Here is a 12,983-nt window from a genome sequence, read left to right on the forward strand (position 1 = left end):
CCTCAGCCGAAGATCACATCGAGGATAAAGGCCAGCGCCCCAAGCGCCAGAAGCGCATCGAACCGGTCGAGCACTCCCCCGTGTCCGGGGATGATATTGGAACTGTCCTTGACGCCCATGCGACGCTTCAACCCGCTTTCGGCCATATCGCCCAGCTGCGAGGCAAAGGACAGGATCATCGAGGAAGTGACAAAGAACCACAGGCGCACAAGTCCTTCGGGCATGAAGGGATGGCAGAAATAGCCCAGCACCCCTGCCCCGATCCAGCCGCCCAGAACGCCAGACCATGTCTTGTTCGGGCTGATGCGCGGCCAGAATTTCGGACCGCCCAAGGTCTTGCCGACCAGATAGCCCATGGAATCCGTCACCACGACCAAGCCGATGACATAGAGCAAAAGCGCCCGCCCGCCCTCCGCAGACAGGGTCACAAGGCCGAGACAGCCCAGCACCAGCACAGCCAGATAGGCCAGCAGCGCATTGCGATCTCCCGCCGTCACCCCCGTGGCCTGTTTCACCTGCCACATGCGCCAGAGTTCCCACAAGCCGACGAGACCAACAACGGCCACAAGACCGCTAAAGGCCAGATGTGAGGTCAGCACGGCGCCAAGTCCGACAGCGACCATCACCACCGCCGACAGGAGACGGGGCATCAGATCGCGCCATTTGCCGGTTTTGGGAGAATTTACACTCACGATTTCACCCCGCCAAAGCGCCGGTCACGGCCCGCATAGCGCGATACGCATTCGGCAAAGACCTCTGCCGTGAAATCCGGCCAGAGCGTGTCGATGAATTCATATTCGGAATAGGCCGACTGCCAGAGCAGAAAGTTGGAAATCCGTGCCTCGCCCGAGGTGCGAATGACCAGATCGGGGTCCGGCAGAACGCGCGTGTCGAGATAGCGTGTCAGCGTGGTTTCATCAACTGTATCGGGATCGAGTTTGCCCTGCGCCACATCATGCGCCAGATCCTTGACCGCGCGGGAGACCTCGTCGCGCCCTCCGTAATTGATCGCAATGGTCAAATGGACGCGGCTGTTCTCTTTTGTGACCTCTTCAAGCTCGTCCATCAACCGGATGAGTTTCTTGTCGAGCCGCACGCGGTCACCGATGAAGCGCACGCGCACACCTTCGGCCACAAGCCCTTTCATCTCGCCTTGAATATAGCGGCGGAACAGGGACATGAGACCGGAGACTTCGGTCTGGGTGCGTTTCCAGTTCTCTGTCGAAAAGGCAAAGATGGTCAGGTATTCCACGCCCAGATCGGGACAGGCGCGCACGATTTCCTTGACCCGCTTGGCCCCAGCATGGTGTCCGAAAAGCCGCGGCTTGCCGCGAGACTGTGCCCAGCGACCGTTGCCATCCATAATCACGGCAACATGGGTCGGACCGCCCGCATTCGCCTCTCCGGAACCGGAAGGGCCTGAATTTGATGGGCTTGTCTCGCTCATCGCGCCTCTCAAAATACAATCGTCCGAAACGCGGTATTCCCGCGTTTCAGACATGTTCCATACAATGGAAAAAGCGCCGGAAAGAGGCGCTTTCGCCCCCCTTAAACCTGCATGATCTCTTCTTGCTTGTTGGCCAGAAGATCGTCGATCATCTTGATATGTTTGTCGGTCAGATCCTGCACTTCGGATTCCCAGAACTTCTGGTCGTCGTCGGACATGCCGTCCTTGTGCTTCTTGATCTGCTCCATCCCGTCACGGCGCACGTTGCGCACGGCGACACGGGCGTGTTCGGCATATTGGCCGGCCACTTTGGTCAATTCGCGGCGGCGCTCTTCGTTCAGCTCGGGAATCGGCAGCATGATGATTGTGCCGTTGAGCTGCGGGTTGATGCCCAGACCGCTCTCGCGAATGGCTTTCTCGACCTTGTTCACAAGACCTTTGTCCCAGACGTTGATCGTCACCATGCGCGGCTCCGGCACGTTCACGGTGCCGACCTGATTGATCGGGGTCATGGAGCCGTAGGCATCCACCATAATCGGTTCCAGCATCGATCCGGAGGCACGCCCCGTCCGCAAAGAAGCGAATTCCGTCCGCAGGTTGTTCAAAGCCCCGTCCATACGTTTGGACAGGTCAGAGGTATCGAGTTCAAAATCTTCGGACATGGGTGAGTTTCCCCTCTTTTCGTATCGTTTCGCGGCGACGCGGGTCGCTGCGCTTATAGCCCTATCAGTTCACCAATGTATAGGTGCCTTCGCCCGCAAGGATGGAGCGGAAGCCCCCCGGCGCGTCCAGCGGGAAGACCACCAGCGGCAAATCATTGTCACGCGCCAGCGCGATGGCGGAGGCATCCATGACCTTGAGATTCTTGCGCAGCACCTCGTCATAGCTGACGTGATCGTAGCGTTTGGCATCGGGGTTGGTCTTCGGGTCCTTGTCATAGACCCCGTCCACCCCGTTCTTGCCCATGAAGATCGCCTCACAGGCCATTTCATTGGCGCGCAGCGTGGCCGCCGTGTCGGTGGTGAAATAGGGGTTGCCGGTGCCTGCGGCAAAGATGCAGATCCGCTTTTTCTCAAGGTGGCGCACTGCACGGCGGCGGATATAGGGTTCGGCCACTTCGTTCATCGTGATCGCAGAGATCACCCGCGTGTGGATGCCCAGACCTTCCAGCGCGGCCTGCATGCCCAGTGCGTTCATCACCGTGGCCAGCATCCCCATGTAATCGGCGGTGGTGCGTTCCATCCCCTGCGCAGAGCCTTGCAGCCCGCGAAAGATATTGCCGCCCCCGATCACCATACAGATCTCGACACCAAGATCATGCACGGATTGCACCTCTTTGGCGATCCGTTCCACCGTCGGCGGATGAAGACCGAATCCCTGGTCGCCCATGAGCGCCTCGCCCGAGATCTTCAACAGCACACGTTTATATTTCGTGGCAGGGTGATCCTTGCCCGTCTCAAGCTCCGCGTCGCTCATAACATGTCCCCGATATGAATTTGATTGCCGGCAAAATGCGCGAAAACGCCAGCAGGATCAATGCGCCTTTTTCGGAAACTCTGCGGGGAGGCCAAAACGCCTTTTCCCCGCGCCTTTTGCTCGAAACACGATCATAGAACACCCTTTCGCATCCACATAAGAAAACAAGGACCACAATGGACAGTGTCAACACCTCCTTCGGATGGCTACAGGCCAATCTGATCAACATCCTCTACGTCATTCTGATCGCGGCGGTCGCGTTCTGGGTTGCCGGGCTGGTGAAAAAGCTCATCCTCAAACTGGGCGAAAGCCATGACTCGCTGGATGACACGCTGTTCCAGTTCTTCGGCTCGCTGGCCCGCTATGCCGTCCTGATCTTTGCCGGTCTCATCATTCTCGACCGTTTCGGCATCCAGACCACCTCGCTTGTGGCCATTCTCGGCGCCGCCGGTCTCGCCATCGGTCTGGCGCTTCAGGGCACGCTCTCCAGCCTTGCTGCCGGTGTCATGCTCATCGTGTTCCGCCCCTTCAAAGTGGGCGATTTTGTCGAGGCCGCCGGTGTTTTCGGCAAGGTCGAGGCGATCACCCTGTTCACCACGGACATGATCACCTTTGACAACCAGCACATCATCATCCCCAACTCGGAAATCTGGGGCACCAAGATAACCAACCACTCCCACCATCCGGTGCGCGGCGTGGATATGATCGCCTCGGTCGCCTATGGCTCCGACATTTCCAAGGTGAAAGCCGCAATCAAAAAGGTACTCGACGCCGATCCGCGCGTGCTGGCCGATCCGGCCCCCTTTGTCGAAGTGCAGGACCTCGCCGCCTCCAGCGTCGATCTTCTGGTGCGCCCCTTTGTGAAGGGTGAGGATTACTTCGCGGTCAAATACAGCTTCCCGCAGGCAATCTACGAGGAATTCAACGCTCAAGGCATCGAGATTCCGTTCCAGCAGATCGTGCTACACAAGGCCGACTGAACACGAAGAGCGGAACCGATGGCACGACGTGGCACGACAGAGCGCCATCCACCGTAAACACGGCCAAACATGACAAAGCACGGGGCCTTTCGGGGCCCCGTTTTCCTGCGGGATATTGACAGCACGGCGATGGCCTGAAACATCGCCCCCATGACCCTGCCCTTTGACATATCCCCCGCGCAGCCCGTGCTGATCGCCGGCCCCACCGCCTCCGGCAAGTCGGCGCTTGCGCTTGATATTGCCGAGCGTCAGGGCGGCGTGATCATCAATGCCGATGCGCTTCAGGTTTTTGACAACTGGCGGGTGCTGACCGCGCGCCCCTCTCCCGAAGACGAAGCCCGCGCGCGACATGTGCTTTATGGCCATGTGGCCGGAGACGAGACCTATTCGGTCGGCCACTGGCTGCGCGATGTGACGCCCTATCTGAACGGTGCGGAGCGTCCCATCATCGTCGGCGGCACGGGGCTGTATTTCACCGCGCTGACCGAAGGGCTGGTGGAAATCCCCCCCACGCCCGACGCGATCCGGCAAGAGGCGGACCAACGCCGCGCCGATGAGGGCAATCACGCGGGGCTTTTGGCAGAGCTTGACGCGGAAGACCCTGAAACAGCGGCGAAAATCGACCGGTTGAACCCGATGCGGGTCCAGCGTGCGTGGGAAGTTTTGCGGGCCACGGGACGCGGTCTGGCCGCGTGGCAGGCCGACACACCGCCCCCCTTGCTGCCGCTTGCAAACTGCTGTCCGGTGCTGCTTGAGGCCAACAAGGACTGGCTCAACGCCCGCATCGCGCAGCGATTCGAGATCATGCTGGCCCAAGGCGCTCTGGACGAGGCACAGGCCAATCTGGAAAGCTGGAACCCCGCCGCCCCCGCCTCCAAAGCCATCGGTGCGCCCGAATTGATCGCCCATCTGCGCGGCGAGATGGGTCTGGACGAGGCCAAAGAGGCTGCAACCATCGCCACACGGCAATATGCCAAGCGTCAACGCACATGGTTTAGAGCGCGGATGAAGGCCTTCCACAAGATATCGCTGCCCCGCGCAGACCTTGCGGACAGTTGAGGAACTACACATATCACATTGAAAACAAAATGTTTTCTTTGACTCGCCCTCTGTGATGTCTAATCTGCGGTTAAAATTGCACAAACCGAACAAGATTGCCCCATGCCCGAGACAAAACCGCGTAAGATTTTCCAATCCCTGCCCTTGGGGGAATTGTCGAAGGGCGACGTGGCCAAGCCGGAGGCGGCCAAACGCGCCGCTGCCACGCCGCAAACCGCACAGGCCACATCCGAGGAGAAACCGCGCAACGCCAAGCCGCGCAAGACCCCTGTGCCCCATATTCCCGACATCCCGCCGCAAAGCGCCTATCGCGTCAACACACTGGGGCGCGGCACGGGCACGCTGTCCAATGTCAACAAATGGCGCACCGAAGCCATGCGCAGCCACCGCTCGCCGACGCTGTTGTGGTTCACCCGCGGTCAGGGCCGGATCACGGTCGCCGGTGTCACCCGCGGATTCGGGCCGCACAACCTGATCTACCTGCCGACCCGCACCATGTATGGCTTTGAACCAGTCGGTCAGGTCATGGGCTACACGGTGCATCTGCCGGACAAGCCGAGCTTTGCCCTGCCCAAAGAGCCGCTGCACATGCGGTTTCGCGAGGTGATCCAGCAAAACGAGATCACCGGTATGATCGAAGGCTTGCAACGGGAGATCGATGGCGACCGTCCGGGACGTGACCGCGCTATGGAGTTTCAGGCGGGCATGATTGCGGTCTGGCTCGAACGCCAGATGTCCGTGATGCCGGATTACAATCTGACGCCTGATGCCTCCCGCCGTCTGGCCGCCGCCTATACGGCCTTGGTGGAAAGCAAGCTGCGCGAAGGCTATACGGTTGCGCAATTCGCCGCCGAGCTTGGCGTCAGCCCGACACATCTGACACGGGCCTGCAACATCGCCTGCGGGCGCTCGGCCTCGGCCATTCTCGCGGATCGGGTGCATTTCGAAGCGCGCCGGATGCTCTCGGAAACCGATCTTCCGATCAAGCAGATCGCGCAGAAACTGGGGTTTCACTCCGCCGCCTATTTCAGCCGCGCCTTCCACAAACACACCGGCCAGTCCCCGCGCGCCTTCCGGCAGTCGGCCTGACGCGTGGCTGAACGGAGCCGCCTGACGGGTGTCAGCGGCTCAAGCGGCGCTCAATCACACCCTTGATACTGCTCTGTGGCTTTTTGGGTGACTCTGGCGGCATCTCCGGCACGGCGCGTTGCCGCGCTTACGATCCGTAGATGATTTTGACGTAGTTCATCGTCTCTTTATAGGGCGGCACGCCGTTGTATTTCTCGACCGCCAAAGGCCCCGCGTTATAGGCCGCAAGCGCCAGTCGCCAGTTGCCGAACCGGTTGAACATCATCCGCAAATACCGCGCCCCGCCTTCGAGATTCTGCTGCGGATCGTTGATATTCACGCCGAGCAGCCGCGCGGTCTCCGGCATGAGCTGCGCCAGTCCGGTCGCGCCTTTGGGGCTGCGCGCCGAAGGGTTCCAGCCGCTCTCCTGCTGCACAAGGCGCAAGAACAGATCGGTCGGAATGTCATGTTTGCGTGCCATAGCCTCCGCCACGGGCAACCACTGGCCCTTGTAGCTGCCGGTATATTTCGCCGTGGCCGCATCCGTGCCGAAACGTTCCGGCTGAAGCGTCACAGAATTGGAATATTGCTGGGCGGCGCGCCCGTCGAGCACGGAAAGCTGGGAATCAAAGATCGCCATACGATTGCTGGTCGAAAAAATGTCTTCGGCAACAACGCCATCCACAAGGCCGAAAAGCGCCACCGCAATGGCCGCAGCCCTCATCCCCGGTCGAAATCGCCCTCTGCAGAACAAAGTGCGGGACGACGTGCGGGAGGCGACGACGGAAGTTCCAAACTCTGCATACATCCAAAAATCCACTTACCACCATCCGATCCCGCGCAATATAGGCGCAAAATCGGAAGTTTCAAAGAACAAGCGCACCGAAGGCGGATTTTGGCCTTCCATTGCAGGCGCGGGTTTGGTGTAAGGTGCGTCCAAGTTGAAGAATCTCAGGGAGTAGATCGCATGGCCGGTTCCGTGAACAAAGTCATCCTCGTGGGCAATCTGGGCGCGGACCCGGAAGTGCGCACGTTCCAGAACGGCGGCAAGGTGTGCAACCTGCGCGTCGCAACATCCGAGACCTGGAAGGACCGCAACACGGGCGAAAAACGCGACCGCACCCAGTGGCACACGGTGGCGATTTTCTCCGAACCTCTGGCGCGCACCGCAGAGCAATATCTGCGCAAAGGCTCGAAGGTCTATCTCGAAGGCCAGCTGGAAACCCGCAAATGGCAGGACCAGCAAGGCAACGACCGCTACTCCACCGAAGTGGTGCTGCGTCCCTACACCTCAACCATGGTGATGCTCGATGGCCGCTCCGGTGGCGGCGGCGGTGACTCCTATGGCGGTGGTCAAGGTGGCGGCGGCTATGACCAAGGCCCCTCCGGCGGCTACGATCAGGGCGGCTACGGCGGCGGCTCTGGTGGCGCGGGCGGTCCTCAAGGTGGCGGCTCCAGCCGTCCGTCTCTGGACGACGACGAAATCCCGTTCTAGGTCACACCGACCGGAAACTGTCGATGATTACGAGGAAGCCTTCGGGCTTCCTCTTTCTTTTGAGCGGCCTGCTCAAGCGCCCGATCATGAACCCAACCAGAAGCGCGGAGATCTGCCAAACCACGCCGCCTCAAAGCAACAGGCTTGCGCCCTGCCCCTGCTTCGTGGAATAAGGCGCTTTGCGATTGGCTTGTGTCACAAGTTGATTGTGAAAGGCCCACCACATCAACACCCACCAGATCAACAGATTGTGCGGCGTGTCCCGAAACCCTGTGGTTCAGGTGTATCGAAAAACGCTTTAGCTTGCGCACATCAGCAAAGAGGCTCCCTATGACCGCCAAAGACGTCTCCATCGGCAATGTCACCTTTTCCAACGCCCGCCCCTTCGGCCTGATCGTCGGCCCGTGCCAGTTGGAAAGCCTCGATCACGCCCGTATGCTGGCCGAAAAGATCGCCGAGGCCTGTGCGCAAACCGGCACGGAATTTGTGTTCAAAGGCTCCTATGACAAGGCCAACCGCAGCTCCCTGTCCGGCAAACGTGGTCTTGGCGCCGAGAAAGGCCTCACCATCCTGTCGAAAATCCGCGAGGAATTCGGCTGTCCGGTGATCACCGATGTGCATGAAGCCGCGCAATGCGCTATGGCCGCCGAAGCCGTAGACATCCTGCAAATCCCCGCCTTCCTGTGCCGCCAGACCGACCTTCTGCTGGCCGCAGGCGAGACCGGCAAAGCCATCAATGTCAAAAAAGGCCAGTTCCTCGCGCCTTGGGACATGGACAATGTCGCCGCCAAACTGGCCTCCACCGGCAATGAGAGGATCATGCTCTGCGAACGCGGCACCTCCTTTGGCTACAACACGCTCGTGAGCGATTTCCGCGGCCTGCCGCGTATGGCGCAAACCGGCTATCCGGTCATCATGGACGCCACCCATTCGGTGCAGCAACCGGGCGGACAAGGCACATCCACCGGCGGCGACCGGACCATGGTCCCCGTGCTGGCCCGTGCTGCCGTGGCCGTGGGCGTTGCGGGGCTGTTCATCGAAACCCACGAAGACCCCGACAACGCGCCATCTGACGGGCCGAACATGCTGCGGATCGAAGACCTCGCCCCGCTTCTGGCAACGCTTCACGCGCTCGACACAGTCGTCAAACCCTGAGCCGCCAAAGCGCCCCTGCCTGTGCCCGCGCCCGTCTCCTCCATCCGCAACCTTGGCCCCGCCTCTGACGCAAGTTTCGCAGCTGCGGGGATCAAAAGCGCCGATGAGCTGCGCGCACTTGGACCGGACGCCGCCTATGCGCGGCTTCTGGCAAGCGGCCACCGCCCGCATTTCATCGGCTATTACGCGATGGTGATGGGGCTACAGGGCCGCCCGTGGAACGATTGCAAAGGCAAGGAAAAAGAGGCGCTGCGCACACGCTTCGATGCGATTGTCGCCTCGGTCGCCGCCGACACCTCCGCCGCGCCCAGCGGAATCGAGGCAGCCCTCAACGAGATCGGCACAGGTCTCAGACGGTAATTCCCGCGCCCGACATCACACATCCGGATACACCCCGACCGCCATTCTGATGGCCGGCTTTCTGATGGCAAAAATACTCATAGAAAAAGGCCGCCCCAAGGAGCGGCCTTTCGCATTTCCAAAACATGACGGAAAGGGTGTGCCCTTAGCCGACCAGTTCGAGACCGGAGAAGAAGAAAGCAATCTCTTGGGCTGCGGTTTCCGGAGCGTCGGAGCCGTGCACGGAGTTTTCACCGATGGACAGGGCGAACTCTTTGCGGATGGTGCCTTCAGCGGCTTCTGCCGGATTGGTCGCGCCCATGATTTCACGGTTTTTCGCAATCGCGTCTTCACCTTCGAGCACCTGAACCACGATCGGCTCGGAGATCATGAATTCGCACAGTTCGTCAAAGAACGGACGATCCTTGTGGACGCCGTAGAACTCTTGCGCTTGGGCAAGTGTCAGCTGGATGCGCTTGGATGCGACAACGCGCAGGCCGGCTTCCTCGAACTTGGCAACGATCTTGCCGGTGAGGTTGCGTTTGGTGGCATCGGGTTTGATGATGGAGAAGGTGCGCTGGATCGCCATTGGATGAGCCTCATAGTGATGTCAAAGGAACGGGCCGGACCGAAAAGCCCCGCCCAAAGATTGCGCGCCGGATAGCATGAGGCGCGCCGATTGAAAAGCGGCGATTGACCTTCCGTGAAACGTCAGGCAAGTCAGCAACATGTTAAAGATCCAAAACATCACATATTCCGTCGAAGGCCGCACTCTCATCGAAGAGGCGTCCGTCACCATTCCCACCGGCCACAAGGTCGGCATCGTGGGACGCAACGGCGCGGGCAAGACAACGCTCTTTCGCATCATCAAGGGCGAACTGGTGTTGGAGACCGGCGCCATTGAAATCCCGAAACGCGCCCGCATCGGCGGCGTGGCTCAGGAGGTGCCGGGCAACGAGGTTTCCTTGCTGGATACGGTTCTGGCCGAGGACAAGGAACGCGCCAGCCTCATGCAGGAGGCCGAGACCGCGACCGATCCGCACAGGATTGCCGATATCCAGACCCGTCTGGCCGATATCGACGCATGGAGTGCCGAAGGTCGCGCCTCAAGCATTCTCAAAGGTCTGGGATTTACCGACAAGGAAATCCAGATGCCCTGCTCCGCCTTTTCCGGCGGCTGGCGGATGCGTGTGGCTCTGGCGGGCGTGCTGTTTTCCCAGCCCGATTTCCTGCTGCTTGACGAGCCGACCAACTATCTCGATCTCGAAGGGGCGCTCTGGCTTGAGACCTATCTCGCCAAATATCCGCATACGGTGCTGCTCATCTCCCACGACCGCGCCCTGCTCAACCGTGCGGTGGGCGCGATCCTGCATCTCGAAGGCAAGAAACTGACGCTGTATTCCGGCGGTTACGACGATTTCGCCAAGACCCGCGCCGCGCAACGTGCGGTTCAGGCCGCCGCTGCCAAGAAGCAAGACCTGCACCGCGCGCATTTGCAGAGCTTTGTGGACCGGTTCAAGGCCAAGGCCTCGAAAGCCAAACAGGCGCAGAGCCGCGTCAAAATGCTGGAGAAAATGGAAACCATCACCGCACCCGAAGACGCGGCGCGTGTGGTCTTTTCCTTCCCCGAACCCGAAGAACTGTCGCCCCCCATCATCAATATGGAGGGCGTGTCGGTCGGCTATGACGGCAAGGCTGTGTTGCAGAGGCTGAACCTGCGGATTGACCAAGACGACCGGATCGCGCTTTTGGGACGCAACGGCGAGGGCAAATCGACGCTGTCGAAACTCCTGTCCAACCGTCTGGACCCGATGGGCGGGCAGATCACACGGCACAACAAGCTGCGCATCGGCTTTTTCGCCCAGCATCAAGTGGATGAATTGCACCTGAACGAAACGCCCTTGCAGCATTTGCAAAGCGCCCTGCCCGGTTTTTATCCGCCGAAACTGCGCGCCAAACTGGCGGGATTCGGCCTCGGGGCCGATCAGGCCGATACCGAGGTCGGACGTCTTTCAGGGGGGCAGAAAGCCCGCCTGTCGCTTTTGCTCGCCACGCTGGATGCGCCGCATCTCTTGATCCTCGACGAGCCGACCAACCACCTCGACATCGAGAGCCGCGAGGCGCTGGTCGAGGCGCTCACCGCCTACACCGGTGCCGTGGTTCTTGTGTCCCACGACATGCACCTTCTGAGCCTCGTGGCCGACCGGTTGTGGCTGGTCAAGGATGGCCGCGTCGCCCCCTATGAAGAAGATCTCGACGCCTATCGCAAACTTCTGTTGCAAGGCGACGACAAGCCCAAATCCGAGAAGAAAGAGAAAGCCGCGCCCAAGCCCCGCAAGGCCAGCCGCGACGAAATCCTTGCCCTGCGTGCCGAGGTGCGCAAATGTGAGGAACGGGTCAACAAGCTCACGGATATGAGCAAGAAGCTTCAGGTCAAACTCGCCAATCCCGAACTCTACGAGGACAAAGAGGCCGCAATCGTCTGGCAAAAGAAATATGGCGAAGTGACAGAAGCCACAGAACGCGCCGAGGCGCTCTGGTTGGCGGCGCTTGAAAAGCTCGAAAAATCGGGCGGATAAGGGAGAGACGGCAGGATGGAGCTACAGGTATTGATCACTGCCTTCATGACGCTGTTTGTCATCATCGACCCGATCGGGCTTGCGCCGCTCTTCGTGGCCATCACACAGGGGCAAACCGCACGCCACCGTCGGGCCATCGGGCTGCGGGCGGTGCTGATTGCCTTTGGCATCCTGACGGTCTTCGGTCTCTTTGGCGACCATGTGCTGACCTTCGTCGGCATCTCCATGCCTGCCTTTCGCATCGCGGGCGGGCTTTTGCTATTTCTGACCGCCTTGGAGATGCTGTTCGAGAAGCGCACGAAACGACGCGAGGAACATGCCCAGCACCCTGAACACCAGCCGGTAGAAGACCCTTCTGTTTTCCCGCTGGCCACGCCGCTTCTGGCCGGTCCGGGGGCGATCACCTCAATGATCCTGTTGATTGATCAGGCCAACGGCATCGCCGGCGTCTTGCTGATGCTGGGTGTTCTGGTCGCGGTCCTGCTGGTCTGTCTTGCCTTTTTCGCCCTCTCGGGGGCGATGGAACGCGTTTTCGGGGCCACGGGCATCAATGTGGTCACGCGGTTGATGGGGATGCTTCTGGCGGCTCTCTCGGTGCAGTTCGTCGCCGACGGGATCAAGGACATGTTCTTTCTCGGCTGACCCCTTTGCCCTTTGTCGCAGCACGGCCTGCTGACAAATCGTGCGCAGGCCCCTATCTATAGTCTCATGGATCAGATGGACACCGCCCGCATACTCTACCTGTCGCTCCTTCTGGGCGCGATTGCCTTTTATTACGTCATCGCCAACCGGCGCAATCTGGGGCAGATGCTGCGCCATGCCGTGTTGTGGGCGTTGATCTTTATCGGCGCGCTGGCCGCTGTGGGGCTATGGCAGGATGTGCGCCCGCGTCTTGCACCTGCGCAGATCAGCGATGGCGCCGGTGTGATCACCGTGGATCGCGACCATTCCGGACATTTCTCCATCATTGCCGAGGTCAACGGCGCACCGGTGGAGTTTCTGGTGGATACGGGCGCGTCAAATGTCGTGCTGTCGCTCAGTGATGCGGAGAAAGCCGGAGTTGATGTGGACAATCTGGCCTTTACCGGCCGCGCCCAGACTGCCAATGGCACGGTGCGCACCGCCTCTGTCAAGATCGACACCCTGACCCTTGAGGGCATCACCGACGATGGCGTGCGTGCCTATGTGACGGATGGTGAGCTGTTCGGCTCGCTACTGGGCATGGATTACCTGCGCCGTTATGACAGTATCGAGATCAAACAGGACAAGCTGATCCTGACGCGCTAAGCGGCGGGAGGTCGTGCAGATCGCGCGGCCCAGTGCCGCCCATGCGCCCCTTGTCAGACAGTCCCGAAAGTCGGGCAAGTCAGGCGGACAGATCAGGG

The 12,983-nt window shown here is 60.3% G+C and carries 16 protein-coding genes; 10 read left to right on the top strand and 6 right to left on the bottom strand.

Annotated elements, in window-relative coordinates; all coding sequences use genetic code 11:
- Window positions 1-2: 2 nt before the first annotated feature.
- The 4 genes from KO492_RS12485 to pyrH all read right to left on the bottom strand — a co-directional run bounded on the left by KO492_RS12485 (window position 3) and on the right by pyrH (window position 2,923).
- Window positions 3-692 carry a phosphatidate cytidylyltransferase gene (locus tag KO492_RS12485; RefSeq protein ID WP_303578334.1) on the bottom strand — a complete coding sequence of 230 codons (690 nt, stop codon included), beginning with the start codon at window positions 690-692 and terminating at the stop codon, window positions 3-5.
- The gene (locus KO492_RS12490; RefSeq protein WP_216045270.1) at window positions 689-1,447 is read right to left on the bottom strand and encodes an isoprenyl transferase; all 759 of its coding nucleotides are present in this window, start codon (window positions 1,445-1,447) and stop codon (window positions 689-691) included. Before KO492_RS12490 ends, KO492_RS12485 begins: the two co-directional genes overlap by 4 nt.
- Window positions 1,448-1,548: 101 nt before the next feature.
- Window positions 1,549-2,109, bottom strand: a complete 561-nt coding sequence (gene frr, locus KO492_RS12495) for a ribosome recycling factor (protein WP_066599922.1) — start codon at window positions 2,107-2,109, stop codon at window positions 1,549-1,551.
- A 64-nt stretch (window positions 2,110-2,173) separates the two neighbouring features.
- Window positions 2,174-2,923 carry a UMP kinase gene (pyrH, locus tag KO492_RS12500; protein ID WP_216045271.1) on the bottom strand — a complete coding sequence of 250 codons (750 nt, stop codon included), beginning with the start codon at window positions 2,921-2,923 and terminating at the stop codon, window positions 2,174-2,176.
- Window positions 2,924-3,099: 176 nt separating this feature from the next.
- On the opposite strand from pyrH, the gene KO492_RS12505 reads away from it, so the two are divergent.
- The 3 genes from KO492_RS12505 (at window position 3,100) to KO492_RS12515 (ending at window position 6,051) form a co-directional block, all read left to right on the top strand.
- On the top strand, window positions 3,100-3,903 hold the full coding sequence (locus KO492_RS12505) for a mechanosensitive ion channel family protein (RefSeq protein ID WP_066599912.1): 804 nt from the start codon (window positions 3,100-3,102) through the stop codon (window positions 3,901-3,903).
- Between the two features lie 150 nt (window positions 3,904-4,053).
- Entirely contained in the window at window positions 4,054-4,962 is a 909-nt protein-coding gene (gene miaA / locus KO492_RS12510) for a tRNA (adenosine(37)-N6)-dimethylallyltransferase MiaA (protein ID WP_216045272.1), read from the top strand.
- Window positions 4,963-5,064: 102 nt separating this feature from the next.
- Window positions 5,065-6,051, top strand: coding sequence for a helix-turn-helix domain-containing protein (locus tag KO492_RS12515; protein WP_216045273.1), 987 nt, complete (start codon window positions 5,065-5,067; stop codon window positions 6,049-6,051).
- A gap of 127 nt (window positions 6,052-6,178) precedes the next feature.
- Here KO492_RS12515 and KO492_RS12520 read toward each other — a convergent pair whose 3' ends face one another.
- Entirely contained in the window at window positions 6,179-6,754 is a 576-nt protein-coding gene (locus tag KO492_RS12520; protein ID WP_216045274.1) for a lytic transglycosylase domain-containing protein, read from the bottom strand.
- On the opposite strand from KO492_RS12520, the gene KO492_RS12525 reads away from it, so the two are divergent.
- The 4 genes from KO492_RS12525 to KO492_RS12540 all read left to right on the top strand — a co-directional run bounded on the left by KO492_RS12525 (window position 6,738) and on the right by KO492_RS12540 (window position 9,040).
- Entirely contained in the window at window positions 6,738-6,959 is a 222-nt protein-coding gene (locus tag KO492_RS12525; RefSeq protein WP_216045275.1) for a hypothetical protein, read from the top strand. The genes KO492_RS12520 and KO492_RS12525 overlap by 17 nt on opposite strands.
- Window positions 6,960-6,997: 38 nt before the next feature.
- The gene (gene ssb / locus KO492_RS12530; RefSeq protein ID WP_216045276.1) at window positions 6,998-7,525 is read left to right on the top strand and encodes a single-stranded DNA-binding protein; all 528 of its coding nucleotides are present in this window, start codon (window positions 6,998-7,000) and stop codon (window positions 7,523-7,525) included.
- 330 nt (window positions 7,526-7,855) lie between these two features.
- Window positions 7,856-8,680, top strand: coding sequence for a 3-deoxy-8-phosphooctulonate synthase (kdsA, locus tag KO492_RS12535; protein ID WP_216045277.1), 825 nt, complete (start codon window positions 7,856-7,858; stop codon window positions 8,678-8,680).
- Window positions 8,681-8,701: 21 nt separating this feature from the next.
- Entirely contained in the window at window positions 8,702-9,040 is a 339-nt protein-coding gene (locus KO492_RS12540) for a TfoX/Sxy family DNA transformation protein (RefSeq protein ID WP_216045278.1), read from the top strand.
- A 145-nt stretch (window positions 9,041-9,185) separates the two neighbouring features.
- On the opposite strand, the gene ndk is transcribed toward KO492_RS12540, so the two are convergent.
- Entirely contained in the window at window positions 9,186-9,608 is a 423-nt protein-coding gene (gene ndk / locus KO492_RS12545) for a nucleoside-diphosphate kinase (RefSeq protein ID WP_216045279.1), read from the bottom strand.
- A gap of 139 nt (window positions 9,609-9,747) precedes the next feature.
- Between ndk and KO492_RS12550 the strand changes: the two genes are divergently transcribed.
- From KO492_RS12550 to KO492_RS12560, 3 genes are all read left to right on the top strand, one after another.
- The gene (locus KO492_RS12550) at window positions 9,748-11,598 is read left to right on the top strand and encodes an ABC-F family ATP-binding cassette domain-containing protein (protein ID WP_216045280.1); all 1,851 of its coding nucleotides are present in this window, start codon (window positions 9,748-9,750) and stop codon (window positions 11,596-11,598) included.
- Window positions 11,599-11,613: 15 nt separating this feature from the next.
- Window positions 11,614-12,240 (top strand): MarC family protein, encoded by a 627-nt coding sequence (locus tag KO492_RS12555; RefSeq protein ID WP_216045281.1) that lies wholly within the window; start codon window positions 11,614-11,616, stop codon window positions 12,238-12,240.
- Window positions 12,241-12,315: 75 nt separating this feature from the next.
- The gene (locus KO492_RS12560) at window positions 12,316-12,885 is read left to right on the top strand and encodes a retropepsin-like aspartic protease family protein (protein ID WP_252735514.1); all 570 of its coding nucleotides are present in this window, start codon (window positions 12,316-12,318) and stop codon (window positions 12,883-12,885) included.
- Window positions 12,886-12,983 lie beyond the last annotated feature (98 nt).

Origin of the sequence: Celeribacter halophilus (assembly GCF_018860305.1) — a bacterium.
Lineage (GTDB): Bacteria > Pseudomonadota > Alphaproteobacteria > Rhodobacterales > Rhodobacteraceae > Celeribacter > Celeribacter halophilus_A.